Raw genomic sequence first — 16,592 nt, 5'->3', positions numbered from 1 at the left:
GGTCAGTGCCTCCGCTCGGTGGTAAGGAAGAAGTCCGCCCACACTTGGCCGGCGGCCAGCCACCACGCGGCCAAGCCGGGGTCTGGCGTGAAAGCGGCGACCGTCGCGAAGGTGCGGCGCGTGGCATCGGCCATCCGCGCGGCGTGATCTGCGGGGACGACATGACGCCGATAGCAGACCGGGCGTTCCAGGCGATGTCCATTGACGGCAACGAGCTGCAGCATGGTCGTCCTCCCTCGAATCGTTGTCGGTGGTGTCGGTGTCGAGACCAGACAGCGCTCCCTGGCGCGGGTCGGTCGGGTTCTTCGGAACCTGCATGCGGGCGAGCTTCGCCTTCACGGCCCCTGCGCTCCGGCCTACGGCATGCGCGGTGACGGCTTCGAGCTTGCCGGCGCGGTGGTCCTTCTCGGCGCGGCGTTTCTCGCCGGGGGTCCATCGGGGCCTGGGGGTGCAGCGGCGGCAGGCCATATCAAGCGGCCTCCTCGGCTCGAATGACGCCTGCACGGCTCAGCAACCCCGCGGCGAGAGCGGCGCCGACGAAGTACCGGACCGTCGTCTCCCGGTTGGCGACCGCCTTGGCAATCACCGGCACCTGTTCGGACATGGCACCCAGGTCGGTGTCGGCGTGCTCCGCCGTCAGTACGGCGCCGCGCTCCAGGTCGAGAAGCGCGCGACAATGGGAGGGGGATGCGGTGATGAGCTGCTGTTGCAGGGCAAGATAGAACGTCGGCGAAATCGTGGCTGTCTGCCCTTCGCCTTGGTCATTCGCGACATCCGCCGCCAAGGCGCGCTCCAGCCGATCAAGCCCGGCGGTTTCGTGGGCGGCCCGCTCTTCCGCGGTGTCCGCTTCCATCTTCATGACGCCGTAGTATTGGGCCATCTTGGCGCCCAGCACCTCCATCATCTTCGGGTCCTTGCCGAACCGCGAGACGACGAAGTAGGCGAGTACCTGTTCGGTCTGGCCGTCGCGATGCAGTCGCCCGATGATCTGACGGTGAACCTGCGGCGACCAATCGAGCTCACCCGCGACGAATACGTGAGCGGCGTATTGCAGACCGTCGACGCCGGCGCCGGATCGGAGATTCATGATCAGCACCTTGATGGTGCCGCTGATGAAGTCCGCCTTCGCGTCCTCCTTCCGCTTTTCGGATTCCCGGCCCGTGACGCAGCCAACGCCAAAGTGCTTCAGCCCCTCGACGTAGAGGTCCACCACATCGTGGTGCCACGCGCCGAGCAGCACGCGCTCTCCGTCTTCGACCAGGGTTTTGACCAGCGCGATCACGTCCCCGGCCTTGGCGATACCTGTCGCGCGCCGTTCGGCGTTCTCTGCAGCCTCTTCCAGGCGGGCGCGATCGAAGGCACCGTTCTGGTTGGCGGCTTCGGCTCGGAGGCGTTCGGCCTCGATGTTCAGGCGGTTGAAGGTCGCCTCGTCGCCATCCACCCAGTAAGGCATGGGATGGACCGGCGGGACTTTGCTTTTCACCATTTCCTTGGTGCGACGGATCAGCAGGCCCTCACGCCGGAGATAATCGCCTAGCGCTTCCGGGTCCTCGACTTGCACCGAGTTTGCGCACCACTGGCGCATGAACTGGTCACGGGTGCCAAGGCACTGCTGGTCGATGGCGTTCATCAGCGACCACATCTCGATCCCGTAGCCGTAGATCGGCGTGTCGCTCATGCCGACGACATGTTCGGCGCGCCATGCGATGTCCGTCGCCGCGAAATACCGCTGGGAATCGTGCTTCCTCAGCGCCTGGATTTCGTCAAAGCCGATGACCTGAACCGCGGCGTCCACCAGCTCCTGCCGCCAGTGGCGAAGCAGACCATAATGGGTCACGTAGATGTGCGCCTCGGGCAATCCGCCGGCCGTCTTGGTCCCCTTGATCCGGTGCAGCTTCAACGCGCCGGAAACCAGTTCGACAGGCTTGGCGTCCTCGTCGATCCCGAGGAAACGACAGGTCTGCTTGATCCACTGCACTTGGTTGTGCGTCTCGCACACGATAAGCGCCGGCCATTTCGATAGCTGGGCGAGCAGCGCCAGAAACTGCACGGTTTTGCCTAAGCCCAGGTCGTCACCAAGCAGGGTGCGCGGGTTCGCCACCATGTGGGCCAACCCTTCCTCCTGCCATGGACGATCTGCGAGGGAGCCGTGGAATGCAGCCGGCGCCGACAGGGCAATGCGCTCACTCTCCCCAGAGCGGCCGCTGTTCGTCTCGAACGCCCTGTTTGCGCGGATGCGCTTCAGCAGGAACTCGACGCATTCTCTGTACGCACCGTCGAACGCCGCACGGTCGACAACGCGCAGCGCGTAGCGCTGCATCAGCCAGACCAGATCCTGGAAAATGCGCGGGTTCGCGATGAAGCGGAGACGATGGCCACCGCGGGCATCCGCGCCGGGAAACAGCTTCGTCCCGACCATGATCATGTCGCGGTCGCCGGACAGTTCCCACACGGGCCGATTGGCCCCGTCCAGCTTGTCGTCCGAGCCGACCGGCACCACCCGCAGCTCACCGCACACCCGCACCCCTTCCATGACCGGATAGGCCATATGCGCGGGAAGGTCGGTAATCGCCTGGGCCTCGAACGGCGCGGACATGATTCAGCAGATCCCCCAGTTGGCGTTCAGGGAGACGACGCGTAGCGGCTTTCCCGCGATCTCACGGGACAGCACCATGCTGCATTCCAGCACCAGGACGAGCGCCCTTACCTCGGGCAACGCGGCGTAGCGGCTCAACTGAGCGACAACCGAAGCCTTCGACGGCCTGGACTTCTTGAACTCGACTGCGATGCCGGAAGCGGGAACCCAGAAATCCAGCCGGCAGCCGGGCGCGACCTGAAATTCATGCTCAACGGTGATATTCTGCTCAAAGAAGATGGCAGCGGCGCGATCGTGAATTTCGGCTTCAGAAAGCCCGACGCGGGTCAGGCGAAGCGTCTTGATCGCCGCCACCACATCATCGAGGCTCGGCACGCATTCCTTTTTTAAGGCGCTCTGCTGGACAGTTGGAAGCATCACAGCGTCTCCCCATGCTTGAGCACGCGGACACCGCATTCGAGGATCGCGCAGCCATCTGCGGCGTTGTGGTCCGGCGGGTTCCATCCGCGATCGTGGCACGCGGCGATCATGGCCGGCTTCTCGGCTCGGCCGTTGCCGGTGAAGGCCTTCTTCACGGTGTTGTTCGCCACTTCGCGGACGGCCTTCACGCCCCTCCGGTGACAGAGCAGATCGACGACGGCTATCTTCCCGAAAGCCCGCCGTGCCGCCTCCTGCCCGCCGTGGTGAGGAATCGCGGCCTCGAACACCACGGCGTCAGGACCATGGACGGTCAGCATGTCGTCCAGCCACTTGGCGAACCGGTCGTAATATTCGCCGTGCGGCAGCCCGGTCGGGCCGATGGTGAAGGTGCCGCACAGGATGGCGGGGCGCTGCGGCGTGCGCCCCAAAAGGAAACGACCGGCGGGCCACGCCGAAATGGCCGAGCGGTTGGCGACCGCCCAGCCCGTCATGCGCCCGAGATCCAAAGACAGGATGCCGCCGGCCATTCCCCGTTACTCCGCCGGGGCCATGAAGGCATCGGCGGCGCCATTGCTGGCCATCGCCGGCATCAGCACGTCCGCGTCATCGTCTTCCGGCAGGTCCGGCAGTTCGTCGCCGTCGTCCGCATCGGCGAAGACCACCTCCCCGCTCTCTCCTGGCGCCTCGACAGCGGCCGGACCGGCCTCATCGAACAGGGCGTCGTCCTGGCGCTCCCAGCCGGCCAGCCACGCGTCGGCCTTGGCGCTGCCGGCGGGATGCGGGCATGCGGACTGCGGCTCGCCGGCTTCGCAGGCGGTGGCGCCTTCCGCCTCCAGCGCTTGGACCTCCCCGGCGCTCAGGGCCTGCTCGGTCTGCTGACCACCGCCCTTGGCGGCCTGCTCCGCCGCGCGCTCGGCGGCGCGGGCCGCGTTCTGGGCGTCCTGCTCGGTCGCCCAGCCCTTCATGACGATGCCGGCCTTCACCGGGTCGTCGCCGTAGGCGTGCGCGCCGGGGGCCTTGCCTTCGCGGAACAGCTTGATGCCCTCGGCGAGGAGGGCGGTATGTTCTTCCTGCGTCATGCCTTCCGGGAGATCGGAGCCGACGGCCGCGCTGGGTCCGGCCGCCGGCTGGCCCCCCTCCGCCACAGCCTTGATCGCGGCATCCATGGCGTCCCACGCCTGCTCGAAGATCGCGACGGACTCGGCTCCGGTGAGCAGGCAGTCGGAGCGCTTCTCGCCGTTGCGGCGGGCTTCGCAACCCTTGGCCCAGGCGCCGATCTTGCGCTTCTTGCCTTCGAAGTCGGCCGGCGGTGGCGGGTTCGGAATGGCTGAGAGGTCCGGCCCGACAACCGCTGCCATCGCGCCGGCGACAGCTTCGGCATCCGGCATCTCGTCGAACAGCGCCTGCTGACGGGGCACGTTGAGCTGAAGCGCCGGGATCAGATGAAGAAGCTGCTGGGCCTCGATGGACGCTTCGGGGTCGTCGTTCCGCTTCCTCGCGAACAGCCGCGCCAGTGCCTTGAACACGGGCTTCCGAACACCCGTCTTCGCTGCGTCGCGAATCACCTCCGCTTTCTTGGAATTCGCGGCGGCGGCTTGGGACTCCCGCTCAAGCAGCTGATCCATCGCCCGCTCGAGGTCGGACGGGGAAATGCTTGATGGGTCGATGGCAGGTTTCTCGTTCAGCTTGCGGGCCATGAGGCCACCTCCTTTCGGTCTTCAGAAGTGCTTGGGTGTGACGCTGAGGCGCCTGTAGGAATCAGGCCGACGCTTCGGCCCGGAGCTGGGTGACGTTGCCGGACAGGTGCGGAGGCTCCGCCGCATCCCGGATTTCACGCGCATGGTCGATGACGTTCTGCGCAGCACGGGCGATGCGCTGGCGCTCCTTCAGGTCGACGTGATCGTCGGCCAGGGCATTGTCGATTTCCCTCGCAAGGGTGCCGGACTCAGCGTCGAGACGGACAAGCTGACGGGCGAAGTCCGTTTCCGGCCGTTCGGTCCCCTGCAACTCGGCCAGCTTCGCCGCAGTGATCTCCTGCATCACCTCGATGAAGACGGGCGACTTCCCGCGGGCGACCAGCGCGGCATCCAGAGCGGCGGCGTCAGCCAGTTCCAGATCCGTGCCGTAGAGGGGGTTGCTGGTCTTGCGGAACTTCGAGTCACCGAGCCCGGTGGCCAGCTTGATCTCCTGTGGGCTCAGTTCCTGGACGGCCTGACGCAGCGCATCCTCAATGGAGCCGGGCTTCCGATAAATGGTCATCCAAAATAGCCCTTTCGATTGGACGTGACTCCCCGAAGTGGCGACCGCACATTGGGGACATGACTGCTCAGCTTCCGCTTCCAATCACTGACGACACCGGCATCGCCACGCCCGTTACGGGCGGCGCGCAGCTCAGCACCGTGACGCTCGTTGACCGGGCGGCAGCGGAGGCGATCCGCGCGCTTGCTCGGCTGGCCGTGGTGGTGCCGCAAGATGAGGAGCGGGAGGTTTGGGCGATCAGCAGCCGCGTCGGCGCCCTTGCGCAACGCCTTGCCGATCGAGAAGAACGTGTGCAGTTGAATGGTGCTGTCGGCGCCGCAGAGCTGGAGGCGTGAGGTGATGTCGATGACCGGCATGCGCTCAGCCTCCCCAGCACTTGCGGATGCCCAGCACGGCCAGACCGAACGCGACAAAGGCGTAGTATGGCCAGAGCGCGGTGGCGAGCTGTGTGGTCCAGGGCGGGTCGTAGAGCGGCATCAACATGGTTCAGGCCCCCGCTGCGAGGGTCAGCAGAAACGCAAGCCAGAGAGCGAGGAGACCGGCGAGCAGCGGCAGGAGGGGTCCGGCATTACCACGCGAGGAGTATCGCCCCACCCCGCATGCGCGCGTGACATACTTCCCGGCTCCGAGGCATTCTTGACACGGTTCCGAAAGCTGGAAGTCTGTCTCCAGATCAGCAGCGGCGAGAACTCGGCTGGTAAGATAGCCCGTGGTCATGGGTCACCTCACCGCAGGTTCGTCGAGCAGGGATTGGCGCGGGCAGCCGTGACAGCCACCCGCGCCGCGCGTACCATGGGAGTTACCACACAACCCATGGAGCGTTTCGGATGCCGATATCCTTCAAGTCCATTGAAACCGATGTCCGCCTTCCCGGCGTTAGCGCTCGATTCGTCCGGATCACGTTTGTCGCAGAAATCGATAACCGAACAATCGAACTGCCCTCCCTTATCGAGCCCGACGCGGTTCAGGAGGTCGATTGGATTCGAACTGCTCATGAGGATGTTCTGCAGATTCTGCATCGTCTCACCCACGAGGCTGAGAAGGCATGGCGGCCTCGCGCTCTGCCTGAATCCGAATAAGGTCTTCTTCTGGAACGCCGTACTCACGAAGAGTGCTGATGCTCCAGTGACCGGGATTGGCGGCACGATAGGCAACGTCTTCCGCGCTGGGTTTGCGGGCTTCTTGACGTCCGGTCCCGTTGAGGAAATCCGACATAATTCGAGCGTAGGCGTTCGCTGCTTCGCAGTACCCGCCCGGCTTCAGCAACAGTGGAGGCCCTATCAGCACCGCGTGAATGGCCAGCGCCTGGACCATCGCCTTGGAGACAGGCGCGTCCTCGCCGTGGTGCTGGGACAGATCGGCTCGGAGGCCCCGCAGCTCAGCGGTGTTCTCCTGCACGGCTTCGGTCAGTTCGCGCAGCAGGCGCGCGATGTCGTTCAGTTCAGCCATCAGGCGGGCCTGTCTTGGTCGGGTGATGGAGCGTCGAGAGGGGGGTACAGGTCCGGGCGGAGTTCGTGGCGCGCCACCTCGCCGTTGGTCGCGTCTTCGACTTGCAGTACCCGCTCAGGCGGACAGCGCTTCCACTGCGACACGGCTTGGCTGGAAATGCCTAACCGGCTGCCGAGCTTTACCGCGCCGCCAGCGCGATTGATGGCTTTGGTGAGTGCGGGATCTCGCATGCGGGAAAATGTAAGCGGAACTTACCATGCTGTCCACTGAAAAAGTAAGCGGAACTTGCGTTGCCGGATGTAAGTCAAGCTTTCAAACTGCCGGCGTGTTAACAAAAACTTCGGCTACGGTGATGGATCTCGCGACCGCGTTGAAAGCAGCTCGAAAAGCTAAAAGGCTTACCCAAGAGAAGGTGGCAGAGGCTGTTGGCGTGTCTCGCGTTGCCGTAGGCAACTGGGAAAAAGGCAAGGATAACCCGCGACCGCACAATCTCGCATCGGTCGCAGAGGTCTATGATCTTGACGTGAATTATCTGGCAACGCTCCTTCCTCCAGGAGAGCGGGCAATCTTCCATGCCAGCGCTAAAGAACCCTCTGCCAATGATGAGGAAAAGTCGTCATGGGTTGCGCAGATCAAAAATTTGACTCCTGACCAACAGAGCGTGGTCCAGGCGATGGTTGTCCAGTTACTGCGTTCAAGTGGGAAGCATTGAAGCGCTGAATTATCGAATTAACTAGCGCTTTATCCTTATCAGACAAGCGGGCAATGCTGTTTACGAGGACCATCTGCGGAATGGTCAGGTCGCTCCACCAAGTCATTTCGACGACTCCTTAGCCTCCGGTAGAGCATACCCTTTACGGTCGCCGATAGCCACGCGGCTTAGCCCGCCGAGGTGCGCCGAGGTGTGCGGCAATTCAGAATTCCTTACGCTAGATATTTTGTTCGCAAAAAAAGATTTTTCCTTCATGCTAGTCATCTGCATTCCTCCGTATGCATGACTGCTTGCCGGCGCTGGCCGGCGGAGTGAGGCTCTGGCGACGGCAGGAATAAGCCGGTCGCTATCTCTGTCAGCGGGAGTATCCGCTAAGGCCCTATTGTGCATCAGCACCCGCATCCCTCCGCCGCTGGCGGCTGGACGGGCGCCCCGACAGCCAAGGCCGCCGGGGCGTTGACTTACGCTGCCTTGTGAATCAGTAGCCAACACGCGGCAGCGCTGCGCGCATCGGCCTTGTCGGCGTCGCGGTAATCGGCGGGGAGGTCGACGCCATGCGCAGCGAAGGCGCCGCGGGTGTTGGCCCAGGCCGCGGCGAACTCCGGCGTCCCGTAGGCGGTCGGGTCGTGAATGATCGTCGCCCCTTCGCCGAAAAGGGTCTCCGCGAGCTTCTGGACCGCGGCGCCATCTTCCAGCAGCAGGTGCAGAGCTTCGTCGGCAGCGGCGGTCACCGGGTATGGGACGGCTTGGTTCTTCTGCATGCCCTCCAAGAGAATGCCCAGGTCGGTCCACGCCTGCTCGTTCTGCCCGTCCGTGAAGCCGGTTCGCGATTGCAGGGCGCTCTTGTGCTTGCTGAAATCGTAAATATTGCTCATAGCCCGAGCCATCCTCCTAGTTATGCGCGAAACGCGCGGGCAATCGCCGCGACTTTCATGACCAATGCTGAGATATCATGAAGTCCTTTCGCGGCGAAATTTGATCGACGCAGAGACGCCTTGATCGCCTTTACTTGATTGTAAACTGTGCCCTCCGACACACCTCGCTCATGCGATATTTCGGCAATCGACATTCCGGCGCCCAGTCGAGCGGTTACTTGGGCCTCTGCCGCCGTCAGGTTGAATGCCTGCTGGAGCGCAGACGCGATGTCATCGATGCTCTCGCCGAACCTCGACACCACCACGACCGCAGTTCCCGGAGAAGCCCCCGAGGACACCGCCAGGAGGTGCGGGGAGCGCCCATTCAGGCGCCGGATTGGGACCAGGACGGGCGTCCGCATCGGGCGCTCCGCCGCCAATGAAATCGCCCGCTGGAGCATCATATCATCGCACTGATCGCAGGCGCACAACGAGCGATTGGCCGCCTCTTCTAACCCATCGCACTTCTTGATCAGGTCTCGCATGCTGCCGTTCGCGTGGATGATGCTGCCAGAGCGGTTCACGAGCGCCAACCCAAGCTCCAGGCCGTCCAATGTGGCCTGGAAGGTCTTCAACTCGCGCTGCGCCTTAGCGGCCATCACCACGCCAACGCCGACCGCGGGGGCGTTGAAATACCGATCAACCCCAGCGATTGCGAGATCGACGCGCGCCTGGATGCTTACCCCATTGTCCAGGCGCAGTTGGGAGACAAGCATTTGCCCCCAAGGGTACGTGTTCACGAACTCCAGGTTCGCCATCGAATGCCGGGTAGCGACAGCGAAGGCTAGCCATTGCTGCGGGTTGCTTGCCGCCATCTTGTTTCCGATGCGGCCTGTCTCTAGCATACACCAGAAAATCGTCTCGTAGGTCTCCTCGGCGCCGTAGCGAAGTTCCGGCACGAGACGACGCTGAGCATCGTTTGCCCAGGCGATGCTGTCGTCAGGCGCGTACATCACCACCGCTCCGCCCACTTCAGTAGCGGCCTCGACCAGCGACAGGGCTGGACTGGACAGGTCAACGGGGAGGTTGTGCATCACCATGAGCGGGCACCGGCAAACAGAAAACTTCCGGTGATGCTAGCATGGTTATCAGGATTGTCATATCCAATTTCAGACATGGCGGCGGTTAATACAACAGAGCGCTTGCATACAATAATATGCATGCTTCCATGTGTGAGATACTTCACATGATTTTACGGGTAAGTAGAGGTTATGAGGCGGGGCGCGTCTTTGGCTGTCTGCTCTTTGACGTGCGAATACTGGTATTATCGCTGTAGACGTGCCGAGGCGCGGGCAGATCGCGCCTCTGAATTGGCCGCCTCGAAGAACGTAACGATTGCCACAGCCCCGAGGACAACTGCGCCGCCGACGATCATCTCCGCGCCGGGAATTTCACCAAACAGCAGGGCACCAACGACGGCGGCGGCCGGCACCGTCAGAAAGTCGAACGGCGCGACGAAGGGAGCCGGTGCCTTGGAGAAGGCCTTGGCCGCGCAGAACTGTGTGACAACCGCAAACGCTCCGATCAGTCCCAGCACAGGAATGTCAGCGAGCGCCGGTGTCACCCATGTAACCGCAGCGGCAGGGCTCAGGGCCAGCGCCGAGCCGATGGAGAAGATCAACACGATCAGCGCCGGGTCGTTGGACATGGTGAGGCGGCGTACCGCCACCTGAGATCCGGCGGACGTGATCGCTGCCAATCCGGCTAGAGCGACGCCAAGCCCCATTTCGACGGATGGAATGCTCCCGGTGGACAAGACGACGCCAACCGTCCCGAACACCACCCCCACCCAGACGGCCGCCGAGGCCCGCTCGCCCAGCATCAATCTGGCGGTGACGGGGAGCAGGAGCACGCGGGAAAAGTAGATGAGGCTGACCAGAGCAATGGGGATGAGGGTGATGGCATGCATGAAGGAGTAGCCAGCCGTCACCCCAAGGGCAAGTCGGACAGCATGCCACCCGAGATCCCGTGCCTCTCGGATTCTGGTCGCGTATCGCCAGAGCCCAGCAATCGCCACCGCCACAAGGACAGCGCGAATGAAGGCCATTTCGCCCGGCGGAAGTTTCAGGCCCAGGAACTTGGCAGAGGCCGCGCCGAGTACAAAGGCATTGGCTGAGGCGATGGCCCAGGATGCTGCCTTGAGTGGTTCCGGAGCCGTGTAAGAAGGCATGAATAGCGCTCCAAATCGGTGCATATGCATTCCACCGATACCAGAGCCAAGGATACACCCGCAATCAGAGTGCGGCAGGCTGTCGCAAATAGGCGCCAGTCGACACGCGAAGTGACTGGTGTGGCTGACCCAGCGGACAGTGGACAGCCGACAGGCCAGCCCCGGTCACTGGCGCTCCAGGCACCGGCTCACACCCCCGGTCGCCATAGCGAGCGCAATGTCCCCCGCCCAGCACGCTTCTGGGTTAGCGCGACACCCGGAGCGGCTCCAGGGTGGATAAGTTTCGAGGCTGGCCGACCGCTCTGCCGTTGTGGTTGAAAAGCAGAAAGATTATTACTCGCGTATGAGCGCGGGGATGCGGCGGCCTCTCGGCTCCGAAATGATCCTTGCCGAACCGGCAGCTTCATTTCAGGACGTCGAGCCGGACTTTTGCTCGTTCTCTAACACCGCTATAAGCGGCTCCATAATAGCTATCAATCACAGCCATATACATTTCCCGTGCAATAACCTTACATCCATATTTTGCAGCAGTATCGCCAACGTACAAAAATGATGATGCTGGCACAATTGCGGCTTCAAAGTCCAGGCCCCTACGCTGGGCATAGACGTTGTAAATTCCAAACGCCTTTCCGGCAGCAGACTTTAGGTTATCAGAGGTGCAGTTACCGCGATCCTCATTCTGAAAGCGCTCCAATGGTCCGTTGACTATATTGATTGCTGTTTCTTCTAAATCTCTCTGAGCCTTTTGTATGCCCGTCTCGGCCGGAACAATTGTTGAAGTGCCAACGATTACAACCCACAAGGTCGTTGCTACAAAACGCCTTCGCATCTGATCCTCCGCGTACAAAAGTACGCACGCCTAACGCTGTGCGCTACCATGCCGAGTATGGCGAACTGCACGCCGACCCGGTCAATGAAAGTTGCGCTTACTTTTTTCCCTTGCATGCTAAAGTAAGTTTCGCTTACATTGCTCCCGTACCCCGCACGGTAGCGGTTCACACCACCACCCAAGGGGTACGCGCTCCTACGCTCGTTCGAGCGCTGGGCGTTTCCTCCCTAGACTGTGCCCGCCGGTCGAGCCGGTCGGCGGGCACCTTCTCAGGGCGGAGCGTGCAACCCGGAAGAGGACACCGCCATGGGCCAGCCTGCCCTCCGCAGCATCGCTGACGCCGATCTTGATCAGGACCTTCTTGTCGCCTGCCGCACGGTCATAGCGCCGGTGCTGGAGCGCGCGGCCCAGGACATGGGCGTGGTGGACGAGGCCCGGCATCTCTGGGCGATCAGTTCGCCGATGCTGCCCAGCCGGAAGGGCAGGGCGGGGCATCCCGCAACGTCCTGATCACTCCCCTCCCCTTCTCGGTTCCCAGCCCCTTACCCGCGCCGATCCCGCGGGTGGGGCATGAGGCGTTGAGGGCGGCCCCATCCGGTCCGGCCAACCACCACCATCAAGGATCACCGATGCTCGACGTTTCCATCACCGAGGTTTTCGGCGGCTGCGGCTGCGAGGGTTGCCGCCAGACCCGCTCGATCAAGCTGACGGGCGCCGCCATCGACGCCGCGCGTCAGCTCGACGCCAACCACGACGCCACCGCCCAGCAGATCAAAGCGCTTATGGGTCAGGTGAAGGACCTGATCGGGCAGAACAAGGCTGACGCCGATGCGCTGTGGGAGATCATCAAGCGCGAAACCGGCACCGAGGGCGTGACGGGGATGCGTCTCGACACCGACTACCTGACGGAACACGGCATCGCCTTCCTGCATGTGCCGGTCGCGGTCGCCAGCGCCGGCGCCGGTGACACCACCGAGCAGGACGTCGCCCCCGCCTCGCAGGACGTGGGCGCCGTCGAGACCGCCGAGACGCCCGCCGCCGCGGCCTGACCTCCCTTCCCCGCCTGTCGCCGGGGTGCGCTGAACCTGCAAGCACCCCGGCGGACTTCCTCCAAGCACTGAACGCCAGAGGGACCCATGGCCTCCCCTGCCCCACTCAACGCCCCTGCCCCGCACTCCACCTGGACGCACTACCCGTTCCTGATCGCCATGAACCGCGGCGGCCCAGGGGCGGTGGACTTCGGCAAGGCCCGAGGCGCCTTCGGCGTCCATGGTGACGACGACGGCTGGCATCTGACCCATCTGCCGACCGGCGCGCTGATCGGCGTGGCGCCGAGCGCCGAGGCGGCGATGAACGCCGCCGAGGGGATCGAGAGGGTCTGGGATTGGACCATCGCGGATGACCCCGACGACGTCGCCGCCCCGGTCATCAGGGAGGTCTTGCGCCTCTACGGCGTGAAGCGGTCGGAAAACCGGCCCGTCCGGGTGGCCCGACCGTCCGACGCGGCACCCAACGCCTCGACTGGAATCGCTCAATGAAGATCAAGACCGTCACCGTCTCGCCCGAGGTCGCCGCCGTTCTCGGCGAAGCCACCGTCCAGGGCAACGCCATCATCCTTCCGCCCGGCCAGCTCGCACGTCCCTTGTACGACGCCGTGAACAAGGTGCTGACCGCGATGGGCGGGAAGTGGAACCGGAAGGCCGGCGGCCACCTCTTCGCCCAAGATCCTCGCGCAATCCTGGAGGAAGCACTCGGCACCGGAAAGGCACTGAACCGCCAGCAGACGCTTCAGTTCTTCCAGACCCCCGAAGACCTGGGTGAGCGCATGGCGGAACTGGCCGGCATCCGGGCGGGGGACCTCGCGCTGGAACCGGAAGCCGGCCATGGCCGCTTGGTCAAGCCGATGTTGGCGCGGGGCGCCGAAGTGGTGGCCGTGGAGATCGACCCGGTCAACGCAGAGGTGCTGAGCCGCATCGGCGGCATCGAGGTTCACCAGGATGATTTCCTGGAGTGGGCCAAGCGTGAACGCCGTCGCTTCGACAAGGTGGTGATGAACCCGCCCTTCACCGGCAACCAGGACATCCGCCACGTCATGGCCGCCTTCGGCTTGCTGCGTGAGGGTGGACGGCTGGTCGCCATCATGAGCGAGCACGGCTTCAACGGTCAGGAGCGCGAGTGCCGCGACTTTCGGAACTGGCTCTCCGACATCAGCGCCGGGGTCGAGCAGCTCCCCGCCGGCACGTTCGCCAAGTCCGGAACCGGCGTCCCGGTCCGCCTGATCACCGCCCGGAAGGCCGTCAGCATGCGGCAGGCCGCCGAGTAAGCCCTTTCCACTTCACCTTCGGATGGATGCCTGTTGCCATGCCCGATTTCAAATACTCCGACAAATCCTCCGCTGAGCAGGACATCAAAGACCTTCGTGAAGCTCTGGATGTCACGCCGGAAATCGCGGACGGCAAGTGGGTGATGATCTCCAAGACCGAGTTCGAAGCCATCCAGCGCGAAGGCGGGAACGTCATCGCCCACCTCGAATCCTGCATCAGCGAGATCGAGGACATCGAGATTCCCGAGCCGAATGACGGTGCTTCTTGACCGCTTAACCGGCCCTCGCGCCCCGGCGCGCTCCAGCCCCTAACGGTCCGGCCGCAGGGGTTCGGGGCCGTGAGAGCGGGCTCCGGCCCGGCCCGACACCAGCACGGCCCGATGCTGGCCCCAACAGGAGGGGATTCGAGATGCCCGACGACCTCTGGGACCTCATGAGCGGCATCTTTGTCCCGCGTGAGCGCCCCGTCGATTGGGGGAACTGGCCGCGTCCGCTGGATGACGCCGACCAGCCCCAGGTCGAGCGCGACCCGCCCGACCGCCCCGGCACCAGATGCGGGGCCGAACGCCAAGGCTCGCCGGTGCACAGGCCCGGCCTTGGTCAGTAGGTCCCAGCTTCGGCTCCCGCAATGCGCCGGGAATTGGCGGAGTAAGGGCGCGCCATCTCCTCAGCCGGAGGAGTCAAGACGGCAGCCTGCCGGGACTTATCCCGGCCACCTCACCCCCTTACCCGGCCTGACCGCTGGGTGGGGGTCGATGCAGTAGAAGGGGATGGCACCCCTTCCGCTGCACCAAGAAGAGGAGGGCCGCACGCTTCAACTGATCCTGCTGGCGCTGCTTTGGGCGATGGGTGGGCTTCCCCCAGTCGCACCGGTCGGGGGAGCCGAGGCAATACCCCGCGCAGCAAGCCAAGCCAGCACCACTGCCCAGCAGAAGGACGGCGGCAACCGCACCGAAACGGCCGGTGTATGGAGCCCGATCCTCTCCGGGCTGAACCAGACCTGACAAACGGAATGCGCCAGCCGGGCGCGCCAAGCCCGGCCCATCAGCCAGCCAGCCGCAAGCCGCGGCACATCGCAAGCCGAAAAGGAGAATGGGCATGCCCGACGAAGACAGCGTGATCACCAAGCCGACCCAGCTCGCCAGCACAGAGCCGACCGACGCCGAGGTCGAGGCCCTGGACGACGGTGACGACGAGGACGGCGACGAGGACCAGGGCGGCAGCGAGCCGGACGAGGACGAGTAACGGCGGCCCCCGCCGGCCTGAACCGAGCCACCGGGCGCCATCCCGCCCGGCGGCTTCCTAGGAAGCCCGGAGACGATCCGGACCTCCCGGTAAGCCGATCAGCACCATCAACAAGGGCGACATCGCCATGGATCTGAACCAGACGCACCCCACGGGACAGCCGAAGCACGTCATCCACGCGGACGCGGCGAACGCGGCCATGAATTACATGTGCGGCTTCCTTTCGCTCGGTGTGGCGGGGGATGAGGAAATCCTCTCGCCCTATTCCCCCGAATTGCGGGCCCACCTTCAGGCGGTTCTCGGGCGCTTGCCGACCTGGGGACAGCGCGGGACCGAACCGGTCCAGAACCTCGCCGACTATCTCCACGCTCTGGCCGATGTCCTGGCGCCGCCGGTCGCTGCCGAGGCGCAGGGGGCCACTGATGAAGATGCGCCCCTGCCGAACACGGTTCCGGTTACACCGGCTCCGCTCTCCCCCGTCGAGCAGGCGGGCAACCTCATGAAGCTGGCCGTGGGCCGCTTCGTTCGTCCGGAGCGGTATGTGACCGGAGTCGGGCTCACCCCCGGCGAGCCGGGCGTCATCGCGGCGATCACGATCGACATCACGGCTCGTCCCTCTGCTTTGAAGGTCGCCCCGTTCGTCTCCGTGAAAGCCGCCACCGCCGATTTCCGCAGCACCGTCATCGCCGAAGGTTTCGACTTCGACGCCGTGATCGCCGAGGCCAAGGAGAAGCTCGTCGCCCTGCCGACCACCCCGGACGTCGAGGAGCTCGCGGTGGAAGCCGCGCCGGCGCCCGACGTCCCCACGCCGAGCGAGGTGGCGTGATGGCCGACTTCCGCCCGAACCGCGACCGCACCGACCTCCCCGCCGACGCCGAGCGCTGCGTCACCATCTGCGCGCGCTTCCACCGCGGCATCGCCGCGAACTGCTTCGCTCGTGGCCTGACGCATGTCGGTCGCCGTCACGAACAGATCGCCGACCGGCTGGTCGCCCTCCGGAAGCCCATTCCCATCACCATCCTCACCGCGCCGACGGCCGAGACGAAGAAGCGGAGGGCCGCATGAGCGCCCAGCCCCTCTGCTCCGGCTTCAAGATCGGTGATCGCGTCAAGCACGCCAGCGAACTCGTCACGCTGCCGGCGGCGCAGATCGACCGGCTCAGCCCCTGCAGCAACGGCGTCGTCTTCGCCGAAACGTCGAGCTGGAGCGCTCCGGTGGATCGCGTCCGCCTGGCCGGGCCGGGCTTCGCCGGGATGGTCAACGGTGGCCCCGCCGCTTTTCCGGTGGGAGGTGCAGCGTGACCAAGAAGCCGAACGAGCCGGAAATCTACTTCGTCGGCCAGAACGAGGTCGGCCCCCGGCACCCGACCGCCGGGTTCTACGTCGCACCGCTCACCGCGGCGGGGCGTGCCGAAGGACCGTTCGCCAGCCGTGACCGGGCGGAGGAGTTCGCACGGGGCCGGTCGATGGACCTGAGGGTGGCGTGATGGATTTCCGGAACACCACCGCCGCTACGACCGCCATCGGCACGGCTCTCCGCCAGCATGCGGACCAGGACGGCTACGTGCCGGTCTCCGCGCTGCGCGAACGGTTCCCGGTCGAGGTGCTGGCCGCTCATCTGCTGCCGGCTCTGGCCCAGGTGAACCGACGCCGCGAAGCGGTGGGGGGCTGAACCC

29 protein-coding genes are annotated in these 16,592 nt (G+C 64.5%); 14 read left to right on the top strand and 15 right to left on the bottom strand.

Annotation, left to right across the window (positions count from 1 at the left end; all coding sequences use genetic code 11):
- Nucleotides 1–2: 2 nt before the first annotated feature.
- The 11 genes from ACWPXE_RS33185 to ACWPXE_RS33135 form a co-directional block, all read right to left on the bottom strand.
- A complete protein-coding gene (locus tag ACWPXE_RS33185) occupies nucleotides 3–224 on the bottom strand; it encodes a hypothetical protein (protein ID WP_454021284.1) in 222 nt (73 codons plus the stop codon).
- Nucleotides 225–469: 245 nt separating this feature from the next.
- The gene (locus ACWPXE_RS33180; RefSeq protein WP_454021283.1) at nucleotides 470–2,596 is read right to left on the bottom strand and encodes an SNF2-related protein; all 2,127 of its coding nucleotides are present in this window, start codon (nucleotides 2,594–2,596) and stop codon (nucleotides 470–472) included.
- A 3-nt stretch (nucleotides 2,597–2,599) separates the two neighbouring features.
- Complete coding sequence (locus ACWPXE_RS33175; RefSeq protein ID WP_454021282.1) at nucleotides 2,600–3,013, bottom strand: hypothetical protein; 414 nt, start codon at nucleotides 3,011–3,013, stop codon at nucleotides 2,600–2,602.
- Nucleotides 3,013–3,543, bottom strand: coding sequence for a hypothetical protein (locus ACWPXE_RS33170; protein ID WP_454021281.1), 531 nt, complete (start codon nucleotides 3,541–3,543; stop codon nucleotides 3,013–3,015). The genes ACWPXE_RS33175 and ACWPXE_RS33170 overlap by 1 nt, the downstream gene beginning before the upstream one ends.
- A gap of 6 nt (nucleotides 3,544–3,549) precedes the next feature.
- A complete protein-coding gene (locus ACWPXE_RS33165; protein WP_454021280.1) occupies nucleotides 3,550–4,713 on the bottom strand; it encodes an Rmf/CrpP family protein in 1,164 nt (387 codons plus the stop codon).
- A 61-nt stretch (nucleotides 4,714–4,774) separates the two neighbouring features.
- A complete protein-coding gene (locus ACWPXE_RS33160; RefSeq protein WP_454021279.1) occupies nucleotides 4,775–5,275 on the bottom strand; it encodes a phage regulatory CII family protein in 501 nt (166 codons plus the stop codon).
- Entirely contained in the window at nucleotides 5,272–5,631 is a 360-nt protein-coding gene (locus tag ACWPXE_RS33155) for a hypothetical protein (protein WP_454021278.1), read from the bottom strand. Before ACWPXE_RS33155 ends, ACWPXE_RS33160 begins: the two co-directional genes overlap by 4 nt.
- A gap of 4 nt (nucleotides 5,632–5,635) precedes the next feature.
- Nucleotides 5,636–5,758 carry a hypothetical protein gene (locus ACWPXE_RS33150; RefSeq protein ID WP_454021277.1) on the bottom strand — a complete coding sequence of 41 codons (123 nt, stop codon included), beginning with the start codon at nucleotides 5,756–5,758 and terminating at the stop codon, nucleotides 5,636–5,638.
- A gap of 242 nt (nucleotides 5,759–6,000) precedes the next feature.
- Nucleotides 6,001–6,294: a hypothetical protein gene (locus tag ACWPXE_RS33145; RefSeq protein WP_454021276.1), complete on the bottom strand. Its 294-nt coding sequence runs from the start codon at nucleotides 6,292–6,294 to the stop codon at nucleotides 6,001–6,003.
- 4 nt (nucleotides 6,295–6,298) lie between these two features.
- Nucleotides 6,299–6,724: a hypothetical protein gene (locus ACWPXE_RS33140; protein WP_454021275.1), complete on the bottom strand. Its 426-nt coding sequence runs from the start codon at nucleotides 6,722–6,724 to the stop codon at nucleotides 6,299–6,301.
- On the bottom strand, nucleotides 6,724–6,954 hold the full coding sequence (locus ACWPXE_RS33135) for a Cro/CI family transcriptional regulator (protein ID WP_454021274.1): 231 nt from the start codon (nucleotides 6,952–6,954) through the stop codon (nucleotides 6,724–6,726). Before ACWPXE_RS33135 ends, ACWPXE_RS33140 begins: the two co-directional genes overlap by 1 nt.
- A 26-nt stretch (nucleotides 6,955–6,980) precedes the next feature.
- Between ACWPXE_RS33135 and ACWPXE_RS33130 the strand changes: the two genes are divergently transcribed.
- Complete coding sequence (locus ACWPXE_RS33130) at nucleotides 6,981–7,436, top strand: helix-turn-helix domain-containing protein (protein ID WP_454021273.1); 456 nt, start codon at nucleotides 6,981–6,983, stop codon at nucleotides 7,434–7,436.
- A 461-nt stretch (nucleotides 7,437–7,897) separates the two neighbouring features.
- Here the strand turns inward: ACWPXE_RS33130 and ACWPXE_RS33125 are convergent, their stop codons facing one another.
- The 4 genes from ACWPXE_RS33125 to ACWPXE_RS33110 form a co-directional block, all read right to left on the bottom strand.
- Nucleotides 7,898–8,311 (bottom strand): hypothetical protein, encoded by a 414-nt coding sequence (locus ACWPXE_RS33125; RefSeq protein WP_454021272.1) that lies wholly within the window; start codon nucleotides 8,309–8,311, stop codon nucleotides 7,898–7,900.
- Between the two features lie 20 nt (nucleotides 8,312–8,331).
- Nucleotides 8,332–9,390, bottom strand: a complete 1,059-nt coding sequence (locus ACWPXE_RS33120) for a helix-turn-helix transcriptional regulator (RefSeq protein WP_454021271.1) — start codon at nucleotides 9,388–9,390, stop codon at nucleotides 8,332–8,334.
- 224 nt (nucleotides 9,391–9,614) lie between these two features.
- Complete coding sequence (locus tag ACWPXE_RS33115; RefSeq protein ID WP_454021270.1) at nucleotides 9,615–10,520, bottom strand: DMT family transporter; 906 nt, start codon at nucleotides 10,518–10,520, stop codon at nucleotides 9,615–9,617.
- A 403-nt stretch (nucleotides 10,521–10,923) separates the two neighbouring features.
- Complete coding sequence (locus tag ACWPXE_RS33110; RefSeq protein ID WP_454021269.1) at nucleotides 10,924–11,349, bottom strand: hypothetical protein; 426 nt, start codon at nucleotides 11,347–11,349, stop codon at nucleotides 10,924–10,926.
- Between the two features lie 306 nt (nucleotides 11,350–11,655).
- Between ACWPXE_RS33110 and ACWPXE_RS33105 the strand changes: the two genes are divergently transcribed.
- The 13 genes from ACWPXE_RS33105 to ACWPXE_RS33045 all read left to right on the top strand — a co-directional run bounded on the left by ACWPXE_RS33105 (nucleotide 11,656) and on the right by ACWPXE_RS33045 (nucleotide 16,588).
- The gene (locus ACWPXE_RS33105) at nucleotides 11,656–11,859 is read left to right on the top strand and encodes a hypothetical protein (protein WP_454021268.1); all 204 of its coding nucleotides are present in this window, start codon (nucleotides 11,656–11,658) and stop codon (nucleotides 11,857–11,859) included.
- Between the two features lie 119 nt (nucleotides 11,860–11,978).
- Nucleotides 11,979–12,398: a hypothetical protein gene (locus ACWPXE_RS33100; RefSeq protein ID WP_454021267.1), complete on the top strand. Its 420-nt coding sequence runs from the start codon at nucleotides 11,979–11,981 to the stop codon at nucleotides 12,396–12,398.
- An 87-nt stretch (nucleotides 12,399–12,485) separates the two neighbouring features.
- On the top strand, nucleotides 12,486–12,887 hold the full coding sequence (locus ACWPXE_RS33095) for a hypothetical protein (RefSeq protein WP_454021266.1): 402 nt from the start codon (nucleotides 12,486–12,488) through the stop codon (nucleotides 12,885–12,887).
- A complete protein-coding gene (locus tag ACWPXE_RS33090; protein WP_454021265.1) occupies nucleotides 12,884–13,672 on the top strand; it encodes a hypothetical protein in 789 nt (262 codons plus the stop codon). The genes ACWPXE_RS33095 and ACWPXE_RS33090 overlap by 4 nt, the downstream gene beginning before the upstream one ends.
- Before the next feature lie 38 nt (nucleotides 13,673–13,710).
- Nucleotides 13,711–13,941, top strand: coding sequence for a hypothetical protein (locus ACWPXE_RS33085; RefSeq protein WP_454021264.1), 231 nt, complete (start codon nucleotides 13,711–13,713; stop codon nucleotides 13,939–13,941).
- A 140-nt stretch (nucleotides 13,942–14,081) separates the two neighbouring features.
- Nucleotides 14,082–14,279 carry a hypothetical protein gene (locus ACWPXE_RS33080; protein WP_454021263.1) on the top strand — a complete coding sequence of 66 codons (198 nt, stop codon included), beginning with the start codon at nucleotides 14,082–14,084 and terminating at the stop codon, nucleotides 14,277–14,279.
- Between the two features lie 163 nt (nucleotides 14,280–14,442).
- Nucleotides 14,443–14,676: a hypothetical protein gene (locus tag ACWPXE_RS33075; RefSeq protein WP_454021262.1), complete on the top strand. Its 234-nt coding sequence runs from the start codon at nucleotides 14,443–14,445 to the stop codon at nucleotides 14,674–14,676.
- Between the two features lie 94 nt (nucleotides 14,677–14,770).
- A complete protein-coding gene (locus ACWPXE_RS33070) occupies nucleotides 14,771–14,917 on the top strand; it encodes a hypothetical protein (protein ID WP_201042107.1) in 147 nt (48 codons plus the stop codon).
- A 127-nt stretch (nucleotides 14,918–15,044) separates the two neighbouring features.
- Nucleotides 15,045–15,743 carry a hypothetical protein gene (locus tag ACWPXE_RS33065; protein ID WP_454021261.1) on the top strand — a complete coding sequence of 233 codons (699 nt, stop codon included), beginning with the start codon at nucleotides 15,045–15,047 and terminating at the stop codon, nucleotides 15,741–15,743.
- The gene (locus tag ACWPXE_RS33060; RefSeq protein WP_454021260.1) at nucleotides 15,743–15,982 is read left to right on the top strand and encodes a hypothetical protein; all 240 of its coding nucleotides are present in this window, start codon (nucleotides 15,743–15,745) and stop codon (nucleotides 15,980–15,982) included. The genes ACWPXE_RS33065 and ACWPXE_RS33060 overlap by 1 nt, the downstream gene beginning before the upstream one ends.
- On the top strand, nucleotides 15,979–16,218 hold the full coding sequence (locus tag ACWPXE_RS33055; protein WP_454021259.1) for a hypothetical protein: 240 nt from the start codon (nucleotides 15,979–15,981) through the stop codon (nucleotides 16,216–16,218). The genes ACWPXE_RS33060 and ACWPXE_RS33055 overlap by 4 nt, the downstream gene beginning before the upstream one ends.
- Complete coding sequence (locus tag ACWPXE_RS33050; RefSeq protein WP_454021258.1) at nucleotides 16,215–16,403, top strand: hypothetical protein; 189 nt, start codon at nucleotides 16,215–16,217, stop codon at nucleotides 16,401–16,403. Before ACWPXE_RS33055 ends, ACWPXE_RS33050 begins: the two co-directional genes overlap by 4 nt.
- The gene (locus ACWPXE_RS33045) at nucleotides 16,403–16,588 is read left to right on the top strand and encodes a hypothetical protein (RefSeq protein ID WP_454021257.1); all 186 of its coding nucleotides are present in this window, start codon (nucleotides 16,403–16,405) and stop codon (nucleotides 16,586–16,588) included. Before ACWPXE_RS33050 ends, ACWPXE_RS33045 begins: the two co-directional genes overlap by 1 nt.
- Nucleotides 16,589–16,592: the final 4 nt, after the last annotated feature.

The organism is Azospirillum sp. Marseille-Q6669 (assembly GCF_965111635.1).
The sequence above is the reverse complement of the archived record's forward strand: the minus strand, read 5'-3'. Positions and strand labels throughout refer to the sequence as shown.

Excerpts from the sequence above, each read along its gene's own strand:
- ACWPXE_RS33185 (WP_454021284.1), bottom strand. The coding sequence starts at position 224 with ATGCTGCAGCTCGTTGCCGTCAATGGACATCGCCTGGAACGCCCGGTC.
- ACWPXE_RS33180 (WP_454021283.1), bottom strand. The coding sequence starts at position 2,596 with ATGTCCGCGCCGTTCGAGGCCCAGGCGATTACCGACCTTCCCGCGCAT.
- ACWPXE_RS33175 (WP_454021282.1), bottom strand. The coding sequence starts at position 3,013 with ATGCTTCCAACTGTCCAGCAGAGCGCCTTAAAAAAGGAATGCGTGCCG.
- ACWPXE_RS33170 (WP_454021281.1), bottom strand. The coding sequence starts at position 3,543 with ATGGCCGGCGGCATCCTGTCTTTGGATCTCGGGCGCATGACGGGCTGG.
- ACWPXE_RS33165 (WP_454021280.1), bottom strand. The coding sequence starts at position 4,713 with ATGGCCCGCAAGCTGAACGAGAAACCTGCCATCGACCCATCAAGCATT.
- ACWPXE_RS33160 (WP_454021279.1), bottom strand. The coding sequence starts at position 5,275 with ATGACCATTTATCGGAAGCCCGGCTCCATTGAGGATGCGCTGCGTCAG.
- ACWPXE_RS33155 (WP_454021278.1), bottom strand. The coding sequence starts at position 5,631 with ATGCCGGTCATCGACATCACCTCACGCCTCCAGCTCTGCGGCGCCGAC.
- ACWPXE_RS33150 (WP_454021277.1), bottom strand. The coding sequence starts at position 5,758 with ATGTTGATGCCGCTCTACGACCCGCCCTGGACCACACAGCTCGCCACC.
- ACWPXE_RS33145 (WP_454021276.1), bottom strand. The coding sequence starts at position 6,294 with ATGCAGAATCTGCAGAACATCCTCATGAGCAGTTCGAATCCAATCGAC.
- ACWPXE_RS33140 (WP_454021275.1), bottom strand. The coding sequence starts at position 6,724 with ATGGCTGAACTGAACGACATCGCGCGCCTGCTGCGCGAACTGACCGAA.
- ACWPXE_RS33135 (WP_454021274.1), bottom strand. The coding sequence starts at position 6,954 with ATGCGAGATCCCGCACTCACCAAAGCCATCAATCGCGCTGGCGGCGCG.
- ACWPXE_RS33130 (WP_454021273.1), top strand. The coding sequence starts at position 6,981 with ATGCTGTCCACTGAAAAAGTAAGCGGAACTTGCGTTGCCGGATGTAAG.
- ACWPXE_RS33125 (WP_454021272.1), bottom strand. The coding sequence starts at position 8,311 with ATGAGCAATATTTACGATTTCAGCAAGCACAAGAGCGCCCTGCAATCG.
- ACWPXE_RS33120 (WP_454021271.1), bottom strand. The coding sequence starts at position 9,390 with ATGGTGATGCACAACCTCCCCGTTGACCTGTCCAGTCCAGCCCTGTCG.
- ACWPXE_RS33115 (WP_454021270.1), bottom strand. The coding sequence starts at position 10,520 with ATGCCTTCTTACACGGCTCCGGAACCACTCAAGGCAGCATCCTGGGCC.
- ACWPXE_RS33110 (WP_454021269.1), bottom strand. The coding sequence starts at position 11,349 with ATGCGAAGGCGTTTTGTAGCAACGACCTTGTGGGTTGTAATCGTTGGC.
- ACWPXE_RS33105 (WP_454021268.1), top strand. The coding sequence starts at position 11,656 with ATGGGCCAGCCTGCCCTCCGCAGCATCGCTGACGCCGATCTTGATCAG.
- ACWPXE_RS33100 (WP_454021267.1), top strand. The coding sequence starts at position 11,979 with ATGCTCGACGTTTCCATCACCGAGGTTTTCGGCGGCTGCGGCTGCGAG.
- ACWPXE_RS33095 (WP_454021266.1), top strand. The coding sequence starts at position 12,486 with ATGGCCTCCCCTGCCCCACTCAACGCCCCTGCCCCGCACTCCACCTGG.
- ACWPXE_RS33090 (WP_454021265.1), top strand. The coding sequence starts at position 12,884 with ATGAAGATCAAGACCGTCACCGTCTCGCCCGAGGTCGCCGCCGTTCTC.
- ACWPXE_RS33085 (WP_454021264.1), top strand. The coding sequence starts at position 13,711 with ATGCCCGATTTCAAATACTCCGACAAATCCTCCGCTGAGCAGGACATC.
- ACWPXE_RS33080 (WP_454021263.1), top strand. The coding sequence starts at position 14,082 with ATGCCCGACGACCTCTGGGACCTCATGAGCGGCATCTTTGTCCCGCGT.
- ACWPXE_RS33075 (WP_454021262.1), top strand. The coding sequence starts at position 14,443 with ATGGCACCCCTTCCGCTGCACCAAGAAGAGGAGGGCCGCACGCTTCAA.
- ACWPXE_RS33070 (WP_201042107.1), top strand. The coding sequence starts at position 14,771 with ATGCCCGACGAAGACAGCGTGATCACCAAGCCGACCCAGCTCGCCAGC.
- ACWPXE_RS33065 (WP_454021261.1), top strand. The coding sequence starts at position 15,045 with ATGGATCTGAACCAGACGCACCCCACGGGACAGCCGAAGCACGTCATC.
- ACWPXE_RS33060 (WP_454021260.1), top strand. The coding sequence starts at position 15,743 with ATGGCCGACTTCCGCCCGAACCGCGACCGCACCGACCTCCCCGCCGAC.
- ACWPXE_RS33055 (WP_454021259.1), top strand. The coding sequence starts at position 15,979 with ATGAGCGCCCAGCCCCTCTGCTCCGGCTTCAAGATCGGTGATCGCGTC.
- ACWPXE_RS33045 (WP_454021257.1), top strand. The coding sequence starts at position 16,403 with ATGGATTTCCGGAACACCACCGCCGCTACGACCGCCATCGGCACGGCT.